This window comes from Rhizobium sp. AN6A (assembly GCF_900215635.1).
Taxonomy (GTDB): domain Bacteria; phylum Pseudomonadota; class Alphaproteobacteria; order Rhizobiales; family Rhizobiaceae; genus Agrobacterium; species Agrobacterium tumefaciens.
On the sequence record NZ_OCNC01000004.1, the window covers coordinates 2,344,976 to 2,362,111 of the forward strand.

Sequence of the window (17,136 nt, forward strand, 5' to 3'; positions counted from 1 at the left end):
GGCGAGACTGTCGCCTTAACAAAATCGGCCGTTATTTGACGAAAAATCAACCATGTTTTCAGCGGGCCGGCAACCTTGCGGCATCGCATACCGTTGGCTTCGTGAGGGTGTTTTCCACAGCCGGACCCGCCACCGTTAACCATACCGACAGCTTTCATTTGCTTAGCCATGGTTACCGGTCCAGTGTGCATTAACAAAATGTTAACCATGCGCAATGACTGCGTATAAGGGAGCCGCAAGTGAGCCGCTGGACAGCTTTGGGCGTCATGATGACGTTTTTTGCTATGCTGCCGTTGGATATTGACGCGCCAGCGTTTAACCTTTGCCTGATGGCTCTGGTGCGCTGGGCGGTGCTTGCTGGCATTCCCGATACGATTTTCACGCGGGAGCAGACTGCATGAAGTGGTTTTTGATCCTCTGGGCCGGTCCCGTTGCAGTGCTCGGCAGCTGGTACTGGCTATCCTATTATGACTTGAGCTTCGGCTTCTTCATGCTGACGCGTCAGACGCATGATCTGGTATTCCAGATTTACGGCGATATCCTCGGCCTGCCGCCGGAGAGCCTGCCGCCGCTGGTCGCGCGCGCCATAGCGGTCGACAGTCTGATCGTTTTTGCGATCCTTGCTTTCCGCAAGCGAAAACAGATTGCCAATTGGTGGCAGGGACGTCAGCCCGTTGCGCGGGCGAGTGCCGAAAGCCTGTCCAGCGCGCCCTGAAGAATGAAGCTTGCGGCTGCCGAATCGATGCGTTCGGCCCGTTTGGCGCGAGAGACATCCATTTCCAGAAGCACACGTTCGGCGGCGACTGTTGAAAGCCGTTCATCCCAGAAAATGAAGGGCAGGGCGGTTTTTTCCCCCATGGTACGAACGAAGGCGCGTGTTGCCTGTGCGCGTGGTCCGGCCGATCCATCCATGTTTATGGGCAGGCCGATGATGAAGGCGGATACCTTTTCCTTTTCGGCAAAGGCCAGCAGCACTTCGGCATCCCGAGTGAATTTGACCCGTTTGATGACGGGGCGCGGCGTGGCGAAGCGTCGCGAAAGGTCCGACATGGCAAGCCCGATGGTTTTCGTCCCAAGGTCGAGGCCTGCAATCGCCTGTGCCGGCTGAAGCGTTTCCGCGAGCTCCTCGATGGTGAGTATCGCCATGTCGTGCGCTGTCCTTTATCTTTTGCGGACGAATTCGGTGCGCAGCACCAGACCCTTGACCGTCTCGTGCCTGCAATCGATTTCTTCCGGGTTTCCGGTCAGGCGGATCGATTTGATGACGGTGCCCTGCTTGATGACCGTATTGGTGCCTTTGACCTTCAGATCCTTGATCAGCGTTACCTGGTCGCCATCCGCAAGCACATTGCCTGCCGCATCGCGCACTTCGTTCGCGCGCGAAGCTTCTGCGGCCAGCTCGGACGCAGGCCGCCACTCGCCGGTCGCCTCGTCATATACGTAATCGTCATTATCCGCGGCCATTGTCGCCTCTCTGAAATATCGGTAGTGCGGTTGTTCAAGCCGTCCTATGTCATAATATACGGGCAATACAAAGGAGAACTTCCCATGAAAATCACCTGGCTCGGCCATTCCGCCTTCCGCCTTGAAAACGGCAGCGCGAAGATCCTTATCGATCCGTTTTTCACCGGCAATCCCGGTTTTGCCGGACAGGATGCGAAAAGCGCGGCTGAAGGCATCACCCATATTCTCCTGACCCACGGCCATGGCGATCATGTGGGGGATACCGTCCAGCTTGCTCGCGAAACGGGCGCGACGGTGCTTGCCAATGCCGATCTCGCCGCCTGGCTTTCCACCAAGGGCGTGGCGAAGGTCGATATGGGCAATACCGGCGGCACGGTACATTTCGACGGTTTTTCCGTAACCTTCACCAATGCGCTGCATTCGTCCGCCCAGATCACCGAGGATGGCGTTTCCCATTCACTCGGCAACGCCAATGGCCTGATGCTGCATTTCGAAGACGGTCCGGCCGTCTATCATATGGGCGATACGGATATTTTCTCCGACATGAAGCTCATCAACGAATTGCATCAGCCGGATATCGGTCTCGTGCCAATCGGCGACCGCTTCACCATGGGTGGTGCGGTGGCTGCACTTGCCTGCCAGCGCTTTTTCAAATTCGCCAACGTCATTCCCTGCCACTACGGTTCCTTCCCGATCGTTGACCAGACGCCGGAGAAGTTCGTGGCCGGCATGGAAGGCTCGGATGCGCGCGTCCACACGCCGAAGCCGGGCGAAATACTGTCCTTCTGACATTTTGCTGACGCGTGTCGCTACCGCAAAACCGCTACACAGTTTTACGCGACATGCTTTCTACCGTTGCGAATGGCGGACATGGTGATTATAGCGGTTAGGAAAATTCTGACCGGAGTAGAACCATGTCCGTCGATCTCGCCACCGTAAAGCGCGTTGCGCGCCTTGCCCGTATCGCTGTTACTGAAGACGAAGCACAAAATATGCTTGGCCAGCTGAACGGCATACTCGGTTTCGTGGAGCAGCTTTCGGAAGTGAATGTCGACGGCGTCGAGCCGATGACCTCCGTTACCCCCGTGGATATGAAAAAGCGTGCCGACGTCGTGACCGACGGCAACAAGGCGGAAGACATCGTCGCCAATGCGCCTGCGACCGACCGGGACTTCTTCATGGTTCCGAAAGTGGTCGAGTAAGCCGACCGCCGTTTGCCGCCCGATTTTTCCGAGATTTTCGAAAGCCGTTGCCGACCATGACCGACCTGACGAGCCTGACCATTGCCGAAGCCCGCGAAAAGCTGAAGGCGAAAGAGTTTTCCGCCCTCGAGCTGACCGACGCCTATATTGCCGCCATCGACGCCGCCAACGGCGCGCTGAACGCCTATGTTGCCTTGACACCTGAAAAGGCGCGCGACATGGCGAAAGCCTCCGATGGCCGCATCGCCGCAGGCGCGGCGGGCGAGCTGGAAGGCGTTCCGCTCGGCGTGAAGGACCTTTTCGCCACCCGTGACGTGCACACGCAGGCGTGTTCGCATGTTCTCGATGGCTTCAAGCCGAAATACGAATCGACCGTCACCCAGAACCTCTGGGACCAGGGCGCCGTCATGCTCGGCAAGCTCAACATGGACGAGTTCGCCATGGGCTCGTCCAACGAAAGCTCCTGGTACGGTCCGGCCATCAACCCCTGGCGCGCCAACGGCTCCGAGCAGAAGCTGGTGCCCGGTGGTTCCTCCGGCGGTTCGGCCGCAGCCGTTGCCGCGCATCTGTGCGCCGGCGCCACGGCAACCGACACCGGCGGCTCCATCCGCCAGCCGGCGGCCTTTACCGGCACCGTCGGCATCAAGCCTACTTATGGCCGTTGCTCGCGTTACGGCATCGTTGCTTATGCCTCCTCGCTCGATCAGGCCGGCCCCATCGCCCGTGACGTGCGCGACGCCGCTATCCTGTTGAAGACGATGGCGAGCGTTGACGCAAAGGATACGACCTCCGTCGACCTGCCGGTGCCGGATTACGAAAAGGCCATCGGCCAGTCGCTCAAGGGCCTGAAGATCGGTATCCCCAGGGAATATCGCGTCGATGGCATGCCGGAAGAGATCGAAAAGCTCTGGGCAAAGGGCGTCGAATGGCTGCGCGATGCCGGTGCCGAAGTGGTCGATATCTCGCTGCCGCACACCAAATACGCGCTTCCGGCCTATTACATTGTCGCGCCCGCGGAAGCTTCGTCCAACCTCGCTCGCTATGACGGTGTACGTTACGGCCTGCGCGTGGACGGCAAGGACATTGCCGACATGTACGAAAAGAGCCGTGCCGCCGGTTTCGGCAAGGAAGTGCAGCGCCGCATCATGGTCGGCACCTACGTGCTGTCAGCCGGTTATTACGACGCCTATTACCTGAAGGCGCAAAAGGTCCGCACGCTGATCAAGCGCGATTTCGAAAACGTCTTCCATGAGGGCGTCGACGCCATTCTGGCGCCGATTACCCCGTCTTCCGCCTTCGCTGTCGGTGATGAGGAACTCGCTTCCGATCCTGTGAAGATGTACCTCCAGGACGTCTTCACCATCACGGTCAACATGGCCGGTCTTCCCGGCCTTTCGGTGCCTGCCGGCCTGGACGGCAAGGGCCTGCCGCTCGGCCTGCAGCTCATCGGCAAGCCTTTCGAAGAGGAGACGCTCTTCAAGACGGCACATGCCATCGAGCAGGCTGCCGGCAAGTTCACGCCCGCCAAGTGGTGGTAAGCGGCTGAACAAAAGCTTTATAATTGTCACGGGCGGCATCAGTGCCGCCCGTTTGTTTTTATCGATTGTCCAGCTCACCCCGTACGAGTTCCAAGCCACGCGTCGTGATGCGGTAAGGCTTGCCGCCTGACGAGGCGATAGCCCGCTTCCGTTTCAGTTTGCGGAAGGTGAGGAGATTGAGGCCGCTGAAAATCCAGCCGTCGCGCGTATAGAGCGCGAGTTTTTCGATTTTGTGATGGTCGTCTCGAACGAGTTCTATGCTGCCGCCCTGGGCGAGCAGGTGAAGAATGCGCTGTTCGGCGCGGGAAATGTCCATTGTCGGAAATCCGGTCGGCGTCTTCTAGACGCATGAAAACAAGTCCGGGTGCCGTTAAGGCATCCAGGTCGGTTTCATCATGGCCCGGCGCGCAAGAAACTTGCGGGCAGGGCCGTTACCGGGACTCCGATTGAGCGAACATAAAAGCTCCTTGTTTGCTCTTTTTGGTTAGCGGGGGAGACCTGCGCGGTCAAGTCCCACGGGCATCACCCGACCGGGCGGGCAGGGAGGTGTGGAAACCCGCACTGGCCGAATCGCATCGCCGGTGCTTTACTTCGTTGGGCCATGGAGGGCGCGGCTTGATCGTCATTCGCAATGCGCAGGAGCAGGAAGCGGAGGTTCTGGCGGCCATCGGCCTCAGGGCATGGCGGCAGGCCACAACGGCGCTCGGCATCACCACGACGCTTTACGATAACGCAGCCAGTGCCTTTTCCAATTTCACCCGCTCGTCCTGGCTTGCCATCCGCGTGGCCGAGTTCGGCGGCGCGGTTGCCGGATGGGCGGCACGGGAACATTTCAACGAGGCGATTTCCGATTTCTGGATCGATCCGGATTTTCAGCGCAGGGGTATAGGCAGCCTCCTGCTTGCGGATATCGAACGGCAGATATTGCAACGTGATTTCGAAACCATCCGGCTTGAAACCCATGCGCAGAACGAACCGGCGGTCGCCTTTTTCCGTCATCACGGTTACAGCGTCAACTGGCTCTCCGTCTCCTATGCGCCGAAGCTTGATCGCGACGTGCAATCCGTCGGCCTGCAAAAGCAGCTGGTCGAGGTCGAGAGCGGTCTTTATGGGCCGGGATTCTGAGAGAGCGTCTGCAGGCCGGTTACAAGCCGTATCGGCCAGTCCGGCATGATGGCGAGGGACGCGACAAGGCCCACCTGTAAAATTACGATGGATATCAGGATGCTGCGGAAGGGTTCCTTGCGGGTTTTGTGGCGCAGCAGGCGTTGAGCCGAGACTGTGCCCATGCTGCCGCCAATGAAAGCAAGCAATAACAGAGTACTTTCCCGAATGCGCCAGCCACCGTTTCTTGCCGCCTCCTTGTCCCACCAATAGACAAGAAAGACGAAAAGATTGAAGGCGATATAGGTCATGAAGCAGAGAGCGATCATGGTCATGACGTGAATTGAAACTGAGAAGCGTAAAAAACGCCTATCCGGTTCCGGCGAAAATCCGGTGCCTGGCGCGACAGGGTGCAAGATGTCTTGCGCCCGCGCTCCATTTGTTCTACCCACCAAGGCCAAAGAACCCGTATATCGTGAGCTTCATATGACCCTTGTAGACGTGCGCACCCCCGACCCGAAACGCTTCATTCCCGGCGCCACCGGCGATTGGGAAATCGTGATCGGCCTGGAGGTGCATGCGCAGGTTCTCTCCAATTCCAAGCTGTTTTCCGGCGCTTCGACCACTTTCGGCAATGCGCCGAACTCCAACGTGTCGCTGGTGGACGCCGCCATGCCCGGCATGCTTCCCGTCATCAACGAGGAATGCGTCAAGCAGGCGGTGCGCACCGGTCTCGGCCTGAAGGCCAAGATCAACAACCGTTCGATCTTCGACCGCAAGAACTACTTCTATCCTGATTTGCCGCAGGGCTACCAGATTTCGCAGTTCAAGGACCCGATCGTCGGCGAGGGCATCATCACGATTTCACTCGGTCCGGACCGTCAGGGCAATTTCGAGGATATCGAGATCGGCATCGAGCGCCTGCATCTGGAGCAGGACGCAGGCAAGTCCATGCACGACCAGCACCCGACCATGTCCTTCGTGGACCTGAACCGTTCGGGCGTGGCGCTGATGGAAATCGTCTCCAAGCCCGATATGCGCTCATCGGATGAGGCAAAGGCCTATCTCACCAAGCTGCGCTCCATCGTGCGTTATCTCGGCACCTGCGACGGCAACATGGACGAAGGCTCGATGCGCGCCGACGTCAACGTCTCCGTGCGCCGTCCCGGCGAAGGTTTCGGCACGCGCTGCGAGATCAAGAACGTCAACTCCATCCGCTTCGTCGGCCAGGCCATCGAATATGAGGCGCGCCGCCAGATCGCCATTCTCGAAGACGGCGGTGTCATCGATCAGGAAACCCGCCTGTTCGATCCCGGCAAGGGTGAGACGCGTTCCATGCGCTCCAAGGAAGACGCGCATGACTATCGCTATTTCCCTGATCCGGACCTGCTTCCGCTCGAATTCGACGATGCTTTCGTCGAGGCGCTGAAGGTCGATCTGCCGGAACTGCCTGATGACAAGAAGGCCCGTTTCGTGGCCGATCTCGGCCTGTCGGTCTACGACGCCTCGATCCTCGTTTCAGAAAAGGCGATCGCCGATTATTACGAGTCGGTTGCCGCTGGTCGTGATCCGAAGGCCGCCGCCAACTGGGTCATCAACGATCTTCTCGGTGCGCTGAACAAATCAGGCAAGGACATCGAGACGACGCCGGTTTCTCCCGAACAGCTGGGCGGCATTATCGATCTCATCAAGGCAGAGACCATTTCCGGCAAGATCGCCAAGGATGTGTTCGAAATCGTCTGGAACGAGGGCGGCAACCCGGCCGAAATCGTCGAGACGCGCGGCATGAAGCAGGTGACGGATACCGGCGCCATCGAAAAGGCTGTGGACGAGATCATCGCCGCCAACCCAGATCAGGTCGAGAAGGTGAAGGCGAAGCCGGCGCTTGCCGGTTGGTTCGTCGGCCAGGTCATGAAGGCGACGGGCGGCAAGGCCAACCCGCAGGCCGTGCAGGCGCTGGTGAAGGCCAAGCTCGGCATCGAGGAAGAATAGGAACTGCGGGTCGGAGTGGCCCTCAGAAAAGGTTCAGAAAGACTGTAGACCTCTCCTTCGTCATCCTCGGGCTTGTCCCGAGGATCTAACGACCCACAAGATTAAACGTGATTAGATCCTCGGGACAAGCCCGAGGATGACGTCGAGATTGGGGGATGACATCGCTTGCTGCCGGGATCAACGCCCGGCTTTTCCTATTGTGAGACGGAGCCCGATCATGTTTTTTATCCGCACGGCAGGTTTGCGAGATATCGAGCCGGTACGCACCTTGCTCGCCACGACATGGCACGCCACCTATGACGCGATCTACGGCGCAGACAAGGTGAACGAGCTGATAGCCGCGTGGCATTCGCCGCAGGCCATGAAGGACCGCGTTGAGAAAAAGGGCGGTGAGTTTCTGGTGGCTGATGATGGCAAGCGGATCGGCGGAATGGCTTATGGCTCCATGTCCACCAAGATGGCGAAAACCGCGTTACTGCACCAGCTTTACGTAGCACCCGATCTTCAGCGTCAGGGCGTCGGCCGCGATCTCTTCGCCGAGCTTGAAACCTGCTTTCCGGATGCGGAAATCATGCGTCTGGAAGTGGAGCCCAAAAATACTGTCGCAATCGCCTTTTATGAAGGCGTCGGTTTTACCGAGGTTGACCGAATCGAGCGTATGGCGGGTATCGATGGTTTTCCCGGTATCGTCATGGAAAAGAGCCTGAAACGATGAATGCGACAATAGACACGCTGATAATCCGCACGGCACGGCAAGAGGATGTTCCCGCACTCGCGGCCATCTATGCCGCTGACGAAATCGGAGGCCACGGCGATACGGCCGACGAATCGGCGCTGCCGGACTATCTCGCGGCCTTCCGCGATATCGGGGCGTCTCCCACAGAGACGCTTTACGTGGCGGAACTGGACGGCGAGATCGTCGGCACTTTCCAGACGGCCATCCTCACCAAGCTTATCGGGCGCGGCGCCAAATCCATGGTGATTGAAGCGGTGCAGACGCGGCCCGACATGCGCGGCCGTGGCATCGGTGCGGTCATGATCAACTATTGCCTTGATGAAGCGCGCGCCAAGGGCATGAAAGCCGTACAGCTCACCTCCAACGTAGCGAGGCTCGATGCCCATCGCTTTTACGAGCGGCTGGGTTTCGAGAAGCGGCATTTCGGTTTCAGGATGAAGCTGAAATAGCGCGGATATATCGGGAAATACTGGACAATCGCCGTGAGGGGCGGCATAAGCTTGTCTTGTGCCGTGCACGGAAAATCGCTGCGGCGCATTCAAGCCCGAGGAACGCATAATGAAGACTCTCCTGACGCAAATCTTCACCTGGTGGAACGGCCAGACGATCGGAACGCGGTTTCACACCTGGCGTTTCGGCAAGAAGGTCGGACAGGACGAGTTGGGCAACACCTATTACGAAGGTGGCACCACCTCCTGGGGTATGCCGCGCCGTTGGGTGATCTATAATGGTTATGCCGAAGCTTCGGCCATTCCGCCCGGCTGGCATGGCTGGATGCACTACCGCACCGACGTGCCGCCGAGCCAGGAAACCTACGTTCCGCGGGAATGGCAGAAGGCACATCAGGCCAACCTCACCGGCACATCCAAGGCCTATCGCCCACAGGGATCGCTGGCGGTCGCAGGCGAGCGTCCACGCGTAACCGGCGACTACGACGCCTGGACCCCCGGCAACTGAGCCGGGCAAAATGAGCATTGTGATGCGCGGTGTTGTGCAAAACGCCGCGCTTGGCACCCGACCTCACCGGTTTTTGCCACATTCCGCCCTTACGCGTTGATCCGGTCGTCGTCCCGACACAGGCAATTTTTTGGAGACATATCGTATGAGGATATTCACGCGGGATCGTTCTTTGCGTGCGCTGACAGTCTCGCTGTTTGCAGCGGTCTCTGCTGTCATCCTCGTATCGCCCGTCTCCGCCGCCCGTCTTGAAAACCGCGTGGCAGTGTTTTCCGGCATCGACAAGATCACCGGCCGCATTACGTCCTTCGATGTCTATATCGACGAAACGGTTCAGTTCGGCGCGCTCCAGGTGACTCCTAAGGTCTGTTACTCGCGCGACCAGACGGAAGCCCAGAAGATCGATGCTTTCATCGAGGTGGATGAAATCACTCTCGACCGCAAGATCAAGCGGATTTTCACCGGCTGGATGTTCGCCGACAGCCCCGGCCTCAATGCCGTCGAGCACCCGATCTACGACGTATGGCTGACGGGCTGCAAGCAGGACTCCGAAGTTCCCGCTCCCTCAACGGCAAGCAAATAACGTTACGTTATGATTTTTAGAATTGCAGGTCTGGCTGGTTGACGGCCTGATCGAGCATTTTCGCGTATTGCTGCTTCGGCACGTCGATCGCGCCGAATGTCTTCAGATGCTCGGTGGTGAATTGAGTGTCGAGCAGCACGAAACCGCTTGCTCTCAGCCGCTCCACCAGATGCACGAGGCAAATTTTCGAGGCGTTGGTGCGGCGGGAAAACATGCTTTCGCCGAAGAATGCGGCCCCAAGCGACACGCCGTAAAGCCCGCCGACAAGTTCCTTGCCATCCCACGCCTCGACACTATGGGCATGGCCGATCTGGTGCAGTTCGGTGTAGAGCTTGCGAATGGTGGCGTTGATCCAGGTGCTCGGCCTGTCAGGCGCTTCCGCCGCACATCCTGCCATCACCGCTTCGAAAGCGGTATTGAAGCGTATCTCGAACGGCTTCTTGCGCATCGCCTTGGCGAGGCTTTTGGAAATGTGGAAATCGTTGAGCGGAATGATGCCGCGTATTTCCGGCTCGACCCAGAAAAGCTCGGGATCGTCAGCCGAATCGGCCATCGGAAACAGGCCGGCGGAATAGGCGCGCAGCAATATATCGACGGTTATGCCGTTATTTTTGCTGCGCCGCCCAACCATATCTCTTAGTGAGACGCATCACCGGCCAGGTATTTTTCCAGCCAGTGAATGTCGTAATTGCCGCTGAGGATATCTTCGTTCTGAAGAAGATCCTGGAAAAGCGGGAGCGTGGTCTTGATGCCGTCGACGACGAACTCGTCCAGTGCCCGGCGCAGACGGCGGATGCATTCGTCACGGTCGCGACCGTGAACGATAAGCTTGCCGATCATGCTGTCGTAATAAGGCGGGATCTTGTAGCCCTGATAGGCACCCGAATCGACGCGCACGCCAAGGCCGCCCGGCGTATGGAAATAGGTCAACGTGCCGGGGGAGGGAACGAAGGTGCGCGGGTCCTCGGCATTGATACGGCATTCGATGGCATGGCCATGGAATTCGATATCCGCCTGCGTGACCGACAGGCCCTGTCCCGAAGCAACCCTGATCTGTTCCTGCACGAGGTCCATGCCGGTGATCGCTTCCGTGACTGGATGTTCCACCTGAAGACGCGTGTTCATTTCAATGAAATAGAACTCGCCGTTTTCGTAAAGGAACTCGATGGTGCCGGCACCGCGATATTTCAGCTTGCGCATGGCGCTTGCACAAATTTCGCCGATCTTCATGCGCTGTTCAACGGTGAGGGCCGGGGAGTTCGCCTCTTCCAGCACCTTCTGGTGACGGCGCTGCAGCGAGCAATCGCGTTCGCCAAGGTGAATGGCATTGCCTTCACCGTCGCCGAAAACCTGCACTTCGATATGACGCGGCTTGCCTAGGTATTTTTCCATATAAACGGCGTCGTTGCCGAAGGCAGCTGCCGCTTCGGAGCGGGCCGTCGAGACCGCCTCGTCGAGATCCGCTTCCGTCTTCGCCACCTTCATGCCGCGACCGCCGCCGCCTGCCGTCGCCTTGATCAGGACAGGGAAGCCGATCGTCCGGGCGATTTCGAGCGCATTCTCGGGCTTTACTTCGCCGTCGGAGCCGGGAACCACGGGAATACCGAGTTCCTGCGCCGTCTGCTTGGCGGTGATCTTATCGCCCATAAGGCGGATATGCTCTGCGGTCGGTCCGATGAAGGTAATGCCGTGCGCGTCGAGGATATCGGCGAACTTGGCGTTTTCCGACAGGAAGCCGTAACCGGGGTGAACGGCGTCCGCACCGGTGATTTCGCAGGCCGCAACGATCTGGTGGATGTTGAGGTAGCTGTCACGCGAAGGCGGCGGGCCGATGCACACACTTTCGTCGGCAAGGCGCACATGCATGGCGTCCGCGTCTGCGGTAGAATGCACGGCGACTGTCGGAATGCCAAGCTCCTTGGCAGCGCGCAGGACGCGCAGCGCAATCTCGCCGCGGTTAGCTATGAGGATCTTCGAAACCATGCTGAACCGCCTTTATTCGATGACCACGAGAGCTTCACCATACTCCACGGGCTGTGAGTCGTTGACGACGATTTCCACGACCTTGCCGGACTTCGGAGCCGGGATCTGGTTCATGGTCTTCATGGCTTCGACGATGAGGATGGTCTGGCCTTCCTTGACGGTCGCGCCCACTTCAACGAACGGACGTGCGCCCGGAGCAGGCGACAGGTAGACCGTGCCGACCATTGGCGAGGTAACGGTATTGGCCGGGTTGCGGGCAGGTGCTGCGGCGACCGCAGGTGCTGCCGGAGCGGCAACTGCCGCCGCTGCAGGGGCTGGTGCTGCGTAACCGGTGGGCGCTGCGGCATATACCGTGGTGGGCGGAGCGGCGCGGGAAACGCGGATGCGCAGGTCTTCCTGCTCGACTTCGATTTCCGAAAGGTCGGTATCGTTGAGGATATTCGCGAGTTCGCGGATCAGTTCCTTGTCGATACCCTGTTTCTTTTCAGACATGACAAACCCTATTCTTTGTTTCTTTTTATGCCGTGATGTTCTTCAGCGCGTGGAGCGCCATGATGTAGCCATATGGTCCGAAACCGCAGACCATGCCCTTCGCGGCGGGCGATACCATCGATTTGTGACGGAACTCTTCCCGCGCGTGGATGTTGGAAATATGCACTTCCACGACCGGCGTGGAAATCGCACGAATGGCGTCATGCAGCGCGATCGAGGTGTGGCTGTAGGCGCCGGGATTGATGACGACACCTGCCGCTCTCTCTCCCGCCTCATGCAACCAGTCCACCAGCACGCCTTCGTGGTTGGACTGGCGGAATTCCACAGCGAACCCGAGATCTGCACCAGCAGCACGACAATCATTCTCGATGTCTTTCAGCGTCTTGCCACCATAGATACCCGGTTCCCTTTTTCCCAGCATGTTGAGATTGGGGCCGTTGATGACGATGATGATGTTGCTCATTCGTGTTTCCATAAGAAAATCAGCGACACCTATAGACTGCGCAGCCTTCAAGGAAAAGCCCCCGAAAGCCGTAAACAGCCGGCAGGCCCGGCATCCACAGGGAATGCAGCGGCTTTTTGCGGAATCAGGAGCAGGTGGCTTTTCCGCAGCTGCGCATATTGGCAATTTTTTCCTTCAACGGGTCCGCACCAACAGCGCCGAAAACGGCCTCGTTGCCGACGATATAAGACGGTGTTCCTGTTATGCCGAGGCTGTTGGCGAGCTTGTAGGTTTCCTGCACCTGCGCGTCGTTGGGGTTTTCTGCCATCGACTTGCGGATATCGGCTTCCTTGAGACCAAGCGACGTCGCGACTTCCATGGCGCTGTCTTCATTCGCCCGTCCGCGGCCGCCCAGCAAGGCGCGCTGGAATTCGGGGTATTTGGCAGGCGCAAGCAGTTTGACGGCGTTGGAGACCCGATGTGCTGCGACCGATTCCGGCCCGAGGATCGGGAATTCCTTGAGCACGACGCGCACTTTCTTGTCCGTCTTCAGAATATTGTCCATGTCGCCCATGGCGCGTTTGCAATAACCGCAATTGTAATCGAAGAACTCGACCAGCGTGACGTCGCCGTCCGGATTGCCGAGCGCCAGATCGTATTTCGATTCGAAGATGGTTTTCTGGTTGTCGGCCACGGCTTCCGCCGCCTTGGCGTTGCGGGTCGCATATTGCTTTCGTTCAAGCGCGTCCTGAACCTCAAGCATGATCTCGGGGTTCTCGATCAGATATTGCTTGATGAACTCGCCCATTTCCTTCTTCTGCTTGTCATCGAGGGCATGGGCGGGCAGAGAAGCGAAAGCCATGGAAAGGGCCGTTACGCTGGCGAGAAGGGTTGAACGGAGAAGATGCGCCATATCGGTCCTCATACTGTGCGGCCAATGCCTCATGAATGTTATGATGCAATTACCTTACTTTAAGCCAAATGCCATACGCCAAAAATAGTTGTCCGCATTATGGTCGCACGATTGTGAAGAGTGTGATTCTGGGGCAAGTCTCTGAAATACGGTTCAGGAAAGAGCATGCCCTTGATAACGATGTCGAAGCGGAGCGCAGTCGAACCCTTTCACGCCATGGATATTCTGGCGGAGGCGAACCGGCGACGCCAGGCGGGACGCCCCGTCATTTCCATGGCGGTCGGCCAGCCTTCCCATCCCGCACCGAAAGCCTCTCTTGCGGCCGCGCAGGAGGCGCTGAAGCATGGGCGGATCGGCTATACCGATGCGCTGGGCCTGCGTGAATTGCGCGAAGCGATTGCCGGCCACTACCGGCTGCGCCACCAGGTTATCGTCGATCCGGCGCGCATTGCCGTTACCACCGGGTCTTCCGCCGCTTTCAACCTCGCCTTCCTCAGCCTTTTCGATGCCGGTGATCACGTCGCGATCGCAAGGCCCGGTTATCCCGCCTATCGCAATATCTTGAAAGCGCTTGGCCTCAATGTCGTGGAAGTGCCGGTAACGGCGGAAACCGGCTATACGCTGACGCCTGCCAGCCTCGAGCGGGCGGAAACCAGGGCGGGCTGCAAGTTGAAGGGCGTGCTCCTGGCAAGTCCGGCCAACCCTACCGGCACGGTCACCGGCCGCGAAGCGCTGAAACGGCTGGCAAACTATTGCGAAAGCCGGGATATCGCCTTCATTTCCGACGAGATCTACCACGGCCTGACTTTCGTCGGCGAGGAAACGAGTGCGCTCGAACTCACCGACAATGCCGTCGTCATCAATTCCTTCTCGAAATATTACTGCATGACCGGTTGGCGCATCGGCTGGATGGTCCTGCCGGAAAATCTCGTCCGTCCGGTCGAGTGTCTCGCTCAGAGCCTGTATATTTCACCGCCGGAACTATCCCAGCTGGCGGCAACCGCAGCCTTTTCGGCGGCGGAGGAACTGGACGTCTACCGGGAAAGCTACCGCACCAACCGCGATTTCCTGATGACGCGCCTTCCGGAAATCGGCCTGCCGCTGGCGTCTCCCATGGATGGCGCATTTTACGCCTATGTCGATACCAGCCGCTTTTCCAATGACAGCATGGATTTCGCCAAACGCATGCTGGCGGAAATCGATGTGGCGGCGACGCCGGGCATGGATTTCGATCCAGAGGAGGGCCACAGGGCGCTGCGCATTTCCTATGCGGGTTCGGTGTCGGATATTGCCGAGGCCGTTGGGCGCATTGCGGGCTGGCTGAAATAGGCCCTTGGGTTCTTCTCCCCCTTGGCGGGGATCAGGCGGGCGAGCAACCGAAGGTGCTGGCAAAGGCCTTTTCACCCTTTGTGGTGAAGGTCAGCACGCGCCCGTTTCCTTGCCGCACCCAGTCGCGCTGCTGCATGGCTTTCAGAAGCGATGCGCCGAGCCCGCCGCCGAGGTGGTGACGGCGTTCGCTCCAGTCCAGGCAATGCAGGCAAACCGGGCGCCTTGCCTTTTCCAGCGGCGAAAGATCAATGCCGAAGCTCGAGAAGAAATCCCGCCCGCTATCCGTAAGTGCGGGATCGTCACCTGACGTCACGAAACCTTTTGCGGTGATGGTGGAAAGCAGTGCCACGCCGCTTTCTCCCGCCAGATGATCGTAACAGATTCGCGCCTCGCGAAGCGCGGTGTCCTTTGGTCCGGTGCGTACGCGCACGGCCCCGGTGCGCTGCGCAAGTCCCATCAGCGCTTCCAGAACCTGCGCCACATCCGCGTCGGAAAGACGGAAGTAGCGATGCCGCCCCTGTTTTTCCGCTTTCAGCAATTGGGCGTCGGAGAGTTTTGACAGATGCCCGCTGGCGGTCTGCAGGGTCACGCCGGCGGCTTCGGCAAGTTCGCTTGCCGTCAGCGCACGTCCGTCCATCAGCGCCGTCAATATGTTGGCGCGGGCGGGGTCGCCGATCAGGGCGGCGACATTTGCGATCAAGGGTCCGTCTTTCATAGTTCGATGATAGCCGAAGCATTGATGTGAGGCAATGGCGTAAACAGGAGGGACACACCACGAGGAGACCGACGATGCTGACCTGTTTCATCCGTTACGAGATCGACCCCTTCAAGGTCGATGCTTTCGATCAATATGCCCGCAACTGGGGTGAGGCGATACCGCGCTGCGGCGCCGATCTGATCGGTTATTACGCGCCGAAAGAGGGATCGAGCACTATTGCCTACGGCGTCTATAATATCGAAAACCTTGCCGCGTACGAAGCCTACCGGGCGCGACTTGCCGCCGACCCGGCAGGGCGGGAAAATTATGAATTCGCCCGGCGCGAGCAATTCATCCGCCGTGAGGACAGGCTGTTCCTGAGGCTGGCATCTGCGCCGCACGGCGGAGGCGGACGATGATCGCCGTCATCTTCGAGGTCTGGCCGGCTGAGGGCCAAAAACAGCATTATCTCGATATTGCCGCCAGCCTTCGCGCCGAGCTCGAAACCATCGACGGCTTCCTGTCCGTCGAACGCTTTCAGAGCATCAGCAATCCCGACAAGATGCTTTCGCTGTCATTCTTCAGGGATGAGGAGGCGGTGAAGGCATGGCGCAACACCGCGCCGCATCGCGCAGCACAGTCGCTGGGGCGGTCAGGCGTCTTTTGCAATTACCGCCTGCGTATCGCCACCGTGATGCGGGACTATGGTTTGAAGGAGAGGGAGGAGGCCCCGACCGACAGCAGACAGGTCCATGCGGCGGATGATCAAGTGCGGCGTTGACGGGCCTTCAGATCAGTTTTTCTTCAAGCCGGTCCAAGGCTTTCTGGTTCGAACTCGCCGCCAAAACCCGCTATAGATGGAGCGGGTTATGGATGGAGAAGGGCTGCCACGCGGCGGTCCGCCCGATTGGACATGGAGAGAAGAACGATGTCGGCAGAAAAAGTGGCGATTGTGACGGCAGGCGGCAGCGGCATGGGGGCGGCCGTGGCGAAACGTCTAAGCGCTGATGGTTGCAAGCTCGCGGTCCTGTCGTCCTCCGGCAAGGGGGAGGCGCTGGCGAAGGAACTGGGCGGCATCGGCGTCACAGGCTCCAACCAGTCCAACGACGATCTCAATCGACTGGTGGAGCTGACGCTCGAAAAATTCGGCCGTATCGACGTTCTCGTGAACAGTGCAGGCCATGGCCCGCGCGCTTCCATCCTCGATATCACCGATGAGCAATGGCACACGGGTCTCGATGTCTACCTGATGAACGTCATCCGCCCGACACGGATTGTGGCTCCGTTCATGGTGAAACAGAAAGCCGGGTCGATCGTCAACATCTCGACTGCATGGGCTTTCGAGCCGAGCAGCATGTTCCCGACTTCTGCAGTGTTCCGCGCCGGCCTTGCCTCCTACACCAAGATTTTTTCCGATACCTATGCGGCCGACAATGTGCGCATGAACAATGTTCTGCCCGGTTGGATCGATAGCCTGCCAGCCACGGAAGAGCGCCGTCAGGGTGTGCCGATGCAGCGTTACGGAACGAGCGAGGAGATAGCCGCAACCGTTGCCTTCCTGGCCTCGGAAGGTGCGGGTTACATCACCGGCCAGAACATCCGCGTCGATGGTGGTCTGACACGGTCTGTTTGAAGACTGGCATATCGGGCTTCTGTCACCCCGGCCTTGGTCCTGGGCCAGCGCGGTCAAGTCCTTGATCGCGA

Annotated in this window: 25 protein-coding genes; 15 read left to right on the plus strand and 10 right to left on the minus strand. The window is 59.0% G+C overall.

All coding sequences use genetic code 11. From position 1 onward, the window contains the following. Positions 1-239 precede the first annotated feature (239 nt). The gene (locus CRO62_RS27275) at positions 240-401 is read left to right on the plus strand and encodes a hypothetical protein (protein WP_013635969.1); all 162 of its coding nucleotides are present in this window, start codon (positions 240-242) and stop codon (positions 399-401) included. Then, entirely contained in the window at positions 398-715 is a 318-nt protein-coding gene (locus tag CRO62_RS24120; protein WP_097102346.1) for a DUF6105 family protein, read from the plus strand. Before CRO62_RS27275 ends, CRO62_RS24120 begins: the two co-directional genes overlap by 4 nt. Here the strand turns inward: CRO62_RS24120 and ruvX are convergent. After that, positions 667-1,146: a Holliday junction resolvase RuvX gene (gene ruvX / locus CRO62_RS24125; RefSeq protein ID WP_003512731.1), complete on the minus strand. Its 480-nt coding sequence runs from the start codon at positions 1,144-1,146 to the stop codon at positions 667-669. The genes CRO62_RS24120 and ruvX overlap by 49 nt on opposite strands. A 15-nt stretch (positions 1,147-1,161) precedes the next feature. Next, positions 1,162-1,464, minus strand: a complete 303-nt coding sequence (locus tag CRO62_RS27280; RefSeq protein WP_025593281.1) for an alkylphosphonate utilization protein — start codon at positions 1,462-1,464, stop codon at positions 1,162-1,164. A gap of 84 nt (positions 1,465-1,548) precedes the next feature. On the opposite strand from CRO62_RS27280, the gene CRO62_RS27285 reads away from it, so the two are divergent. The 3 genes from CRO62_RS27285 (at position 1,549) to gatA (ending at position 4,204) form a co-directional block, all read left to right on the plus strand. After that, complete coding sequence (locus CRO62_RS27285; protein ID WP_003512733.1) at positions 1,549-2,253, plus strand: metal-dependent hydrolase; 705 nt, start codon at positions 1,549-1,551, stop codon at positions 2,251-2,253. A gap of 125 nt (positions 2,254-2,378) precedes the next feature. Next, positions 2,379-2,666, plus strand: coding sequence for an Asp-tRNA(Asn)/Glu-tRNA(Gln) amidotransferase subunit GatC (gatC, locus tag CRO62_RS24135; protein ID WP_003512734.1), 288 nt, complete (start codon positions 2,379-2,381; stop codon positions 2,664-2,666). Positions 2,667-2,722: 56 nt separating this feature from the next. Beyond that, complete coding sequence (gene gatA / locus CRO62_RS24140) at positions 2,723-4,204, plus strand: Asp-tRNA(Asn)/Glu-tRNA(Gln) amidotransferase subunit GatA (protein WP_003512742.1); 1,482 nt, start codon at positions 2,723-2,725, stop codon at positions 4,202-4,204. Between the two features lie 58 nt (positions 4,205-4,262). Here gatA and CRO62_RS24145 read toward each other — a convergent pair whose 3' ends face one another. Beyond that, positions 4,263-4,520, minus strand: coding sequence for a YjhX family toxin (locus tag CRO62_RS24145; protein ID WP_097102350.1), 258 nt, complete (start codon positions 4,518-4,520; stop codon positions 4,263-4,265). A 299-nt stretch (positions 4,521-4,819) separates the two neighbouring features. Here CRO62_RS24145 and CRO62_RS24150 point away from each other — a divergent pair, with 299 nt between their 5' ends. Then, entirely contained in the window at positions 4,820-5,329 is a 510-nt protein-coding gene (locus CRO62_RS24150) for a GNAT family N-acetyltransferase (RefSeq protein WP_097102352.1), read from the plus strand. Here CRO62_RS24150 and CRO62_RS24155 read toward each other — a convergent pair. Next, on the minus strand, positions 5,311-5,643 hold the full coding sequence (locus CRO62_RS24155; protein WP_179784614.1) for a DUF1294 domain-containing protein: 333 nt from the start codon (positions 5,641-5,643) through the stop codon (positions 5,311-5,313). The genes CRO62_RS24150 and CRO62_RS24155 overlap by 19 nt on opposite strands. 151 nt (positions 5,644-5,794) lie before the next feature. On the opposite strand from CRO62_RS24155, the gene gatB reads away from it, so the two are divergent. The 5 genes from gatB (at position 5,795) to CRO62_RS24180 (ending at position 9,576) form a co-directional block, all read left to right on the plus strand. Continuing rightward, positions 5,795-7,300 (plus strand): Asp-tRNA(Asn)/Glu-tRNA(Gln) amidotransferase subunit GatB, encoded by a 1,506-nt coding sequence (gatB, locus tag CRO62_RS24160; RefSeq protein WP_097102356.1) that lies wholly within the window; start codon positions 5,795-5,797, stop codon positions 7,298-7,300. A gap of 217 nt (positions 7,301-7,517) precedes the next feature. Then, positions 7,518-8,015 carry a GNAT family N-acetyltransferase gene (locus CRO62_RS24165; RefSeq protein ID WP_097102358.1) on the plus strand — a complete coding sequence of 166 codons (498 nt, stop codon included), beginning with the start codon at positions 7,518-7,520 and terminating at the stop codon, positions 8,013-8,015. After that, on the plus strand, positions 8,012-8,485 hold the full coding sequence (locus CRO62_RS24170) for a GNAT family N-acetyltransferase (RefSeq protein WP_097102359.1): 474 nt from the start codon (positions 8,012-8,014) through the stop codon (positions 8,483-8,485). The genes CRO62_RS24165 and CRO62_RS24170 overlap by 4 nt, the downstream gene beginning before the upstream one ends. A 109-nt stretch (positions 8,486-8,594) precedes the next feature. After that, positions 8,595-8,993 (plus strand): NADH:ubiquinone oxidoreductase subunit NDUFA12, encoded by a 399-nt coding sequence (locus tag CRO62_RS24175; protein ID WP_013635978.1) that lies wholly within the window; start codon positions 8,595-8,597, stop codon positions 8,991-8,993. 145 nt (positions 8,994-9,138) lie between these two features. Then, on the plus strand, positions 9,139-9,576 hold the full coding sequence (locus CRO62_RS24180; protein WP_013635979.1) for a DUF2155 domain-containing protein: 438 nt from the start codon (positions 9,139-9,141) through the stop codon (positions 9,574-9,576). Positions 9,577-9,592: 16 nt separating this feature from the next. On the opposite strand, the gene aat is transcribed toward CRO62_RS24180, so the two are convergent. The 5 genes from aat to CRO62_RS24205 form a co-directional block, all read right to left on the minus strand. Then, a complete protein-coding gene (gene aat, locus CRO62_RS24185; protein ID WP_003512757.1) occupies positions 9,593-10,207 on the minus strand; it encodes a leucyl/phenylalanyl-tRNA--protein transferase in 615 nt (204 codons plus the stop codon). Between the two features lie 5 nt (positions 10,208-10,212). Continuing rightward, positions 10,213-11,559, minus strand: a complete 1,347-nt coding sequence (accC, locus tag CRO62_RS24190; RefSeq protein ID WP_013635980.1) for an acetyl-CoA carboxylase biotin carboxylase subunit — start codon at positions 11,557-11,559, stop codon at positions 10,213-10,215. A 12-nt stretch (positions 11,560-11,571) separates the two neighbouring features. Then, positions 11,572-12,051 (minus strand): acetyl-CoA carboxylase biotin carboxyl carrier protein, encoded by a 480-nt coding sequence (accB, locus tag CRO62_RS24195; RefSeq protein WP_097102362.1) that lies wholly within the window; start codon positions 12,049-12,051, stop codon positions 11,572-11,574. A 25-nt stretch (positions 12,052-12,076) separates the two neighbouring features. After that, a complete protein-coding gene (gene aroQ / locus CRO62_RS24200; protein WP_097102364.1) occupies positions 12,077-12,514 on the minus strand; it encodes a type II 3-dehydroquinate dehydratase in 438 nt (145 codons plus the stop codon). Positions 12,515-12,638: 124 nt separating this feature from the next. Beyond that, positions 12,639-13,406, minus strand: coding sequence for a DsbA family protein (locus CRO62_RS24205; protein ID WP_003512760.1), 768 nt, complete (start codon positions 13,404-13,406; stop codon positions 12,639-12,641). A 171-nt stretch (positions 13,407-13,577) separates the two neighbouring features. On the opposite strand from CRO62_RS24205, the gene CRO62_RS24210 reads away from it, so the two are divergent. Beyond that, on the plus strand, positions 13,578-14,735 hold the full coding sequence (locus CRO62_RS24210) for a pyridoxal phosphate-dependent aminotransferase (RefSeq protein WP_025593298.1): 1,158 nt from the start codon (positions 13,578-13,580) through the stop codon (positions 14,733-14,735). Positions 14,736-14,766: 31 nt separating this feature from the next. On the opposite strand, the gene CRO62_RS24215 is transcribed toward CRO62_RS24210, so the two are convergent. Further along, positions 14,767-15,450, minus strand: coding sequence for an ArsR/SmtB family transcription factor (locus CRO62_RS24215; RefSeq protein ID WP_097102366.1), 684 nt, complete (start codon positions 15,448-15,450; stop codon positions 14,767-14,769). A 74-nt stretch (positions 15,451-15,524) separates the two neighbouring features. Between CRO62_RS24215 and CRO62_RS24220 the strand changes: the two genes are divergently transcribed. From CRO62_RS24220 to CRO62_RS24230, 3 genes are all read left to right on the plus strand, one after another. Continuing rightward, entirely contained in the window at positions 15,525-15,851 is a 327-nt protein-coding gene (locus CRO62_RS24220; RefSeq protein WP_097102368.1) for an NIPSNAP family protein, read from the plus strand. After that, a complete protein-coding gene (locus tag CRO62_RS24225) occupies positions 15,848-16,213 on the plus strand; it encodes an antibiotic biosynthesis monooxygenase family protein (protein WP_097102370.1) in 366 nt (121 codons plus the stop codon). Before CRO62_RS24220 ends, CRO62_RS24225 begins: the two co-directional genes overlap by 4 nt. Positions 16,214-16,360: 147 nt before the next feature. Next, entirely contained in the window at positions 16,361-17,065 is a 705-nt protein-coding gene (locus tag CRO62_RS24230; RefSeq protein WP_097102372.1) for an SDR family oxidoreductase, read from the plus strand. The last annotated feature ends 71 nt before the right edge of the window (positions 17,066-17,136 follow it).

Bases quoted from the DNA above. Each gene is read 5' to 3' on its own strand.
- CRO62_RS24120 (WP_097102346.1), top strand. From the start codon at position 398: ATGAAGTGGTTTTTGATCCTCTGGGCCGGTCCCGTTGCAGTGCTCGGC.
- ruvX (WP_003512731.1), bottom strand. From the start codon at position 1,146: ATGGCGATACTCACCATCGAGGAGCTCGCGGAAACGCTTCAGCCGGCA.
- CRO62_RS27280 (WP_025593281.1), bottom strand. From the start codon at position 1,464: ATGGCCGCGGATAATGACGATTACGTATATGACGAGGCGACCGGCGAG.
- CRO62_RS27285 (WP_003512733.1), top strand. From the start codon at position 1,549: ATGAAAATCACCTGGCTCGGCCATTCCGCCTTCCGCCTTGAAAACGGC.
- gatC (WP_003512734.1), top strand. From the start codon at position 2,379: ATGTCCGTCGATCTCGCCACCGTAAAGCGCGTTGCGCGCCTTGCCCGT.
- gatA (WP_003512742.1), top strand. From the start codon at position 2,723: ATGACCGACCTGACGAGCCTGACCATTGCCGAAGCCCGCGAAAAGCTG.
- CRO62_RS24145 (WP_097102350.1), bottom strand. From the start codon at position 4,520: ATGGACATTTCCCGCGCCGAACAGCGCATTCTTCACCTGCTCGCCCAG.
- CRO62_RS24155 (WP_179784614.1), bottom strand. From the start codon at position 5,643: ATGACCATGATCGCTCTCTGCTTCATGACCTATATCGCCTTCAATCTT.
- gatB (WP_097102356.1), top strand. From the start codon at position 5,795: ATGACCCTTGTAGACGTGCGCACCCCCGACCCGAAACGCTTCATTCCC.
- CRO62_RS24165 (WP_097102358.1), top strand. From the start codon at position 7,518: ATGTTTTTTATCCGCACGGCAGGTTTGCGAGATATCGAGCCGGTACGC.
- CRO62_RS24170 (WP_097102359.1), top strand. From the start codon at position 8,012: ATGAATGCGACAATAGACACGCTGATAATCCGCACGGCACGGCAAGAG.
- CRO62_RS24175 (WP_013635978.1), top strand. From the start codon at position 8,595: ATGAAGACTCTCCTGACGCAAATCTTCACCTGGTGGAACGGCCAGACG.
- CRO62_RS24180 (WP_013635979.1), top strand. From the start codon at position 9,139: ATGAGGATATTCACGCGGGATCGTTCTTTGCGTGCGCTGACAGTCTCG.
- aat (WP_003512757.1), bottom strand. From the start codon at position 10,207: ATGGTTGGGCGGCGCAGCAAAAATAACGGCATAACCGTCGATATATTG.
- accC (WP_013635980.1), bottom strand. From the start codon at position 11,559: ATGGTTTCGAAGATCCTCATAGCTAACCGCGGCGAGATTGCGCTGCGC.
- accB (WP_097102362.1), bottom strand. From the start codon at position 12,051: ATGTCTGAAAAGAAACAGGGTATCGACAAGGAACTGATCCGCGAACTC.
- aroQ (WP_097102364.1), bottom strand. From the start codon at position 12,514: ATGAGCAACATCATCATCGTCATCAACGGCCCCAATCTCAACATGCTG.
- CRO62_RS24205 (WP_003512760.1), bottom strand. From the start codon at position 13,406: ATGGCGCATCTTCTCCGTTCAACCCTTCTCGCCAGCGTAACGGCCCTT.
- CRO62_RS24215 (WP_097102366.1), bottom strand. From the start codon at position 15,450: ATGAAAGACGGACCCTTGATCGCAAATGTCGCCGCCCTGATCGGCGAC.
- CRO62_RS24220 (WP_097102368.1), top strand. From the start codon at position 15,525: ATGCTGACCTGTTTCATCCGTTACGAGATCGACCCCTTCAAGGTCGAT.
- CRO62_RS24225 (WP_097102370.1), top strand. From the start codon at position 15,848: ATGATCGCCGTCATCTTCGAGGTCTGGCCGGCTGAGGGCCAAAAACAG.
- CRO62_RS24230 (WP_097102372.1), top strand. From the start codon at position 16,361: ATGTCGGCAGAAAAAGTGGCGATTGTGACGGCAGGCGGCAGCGGCATG.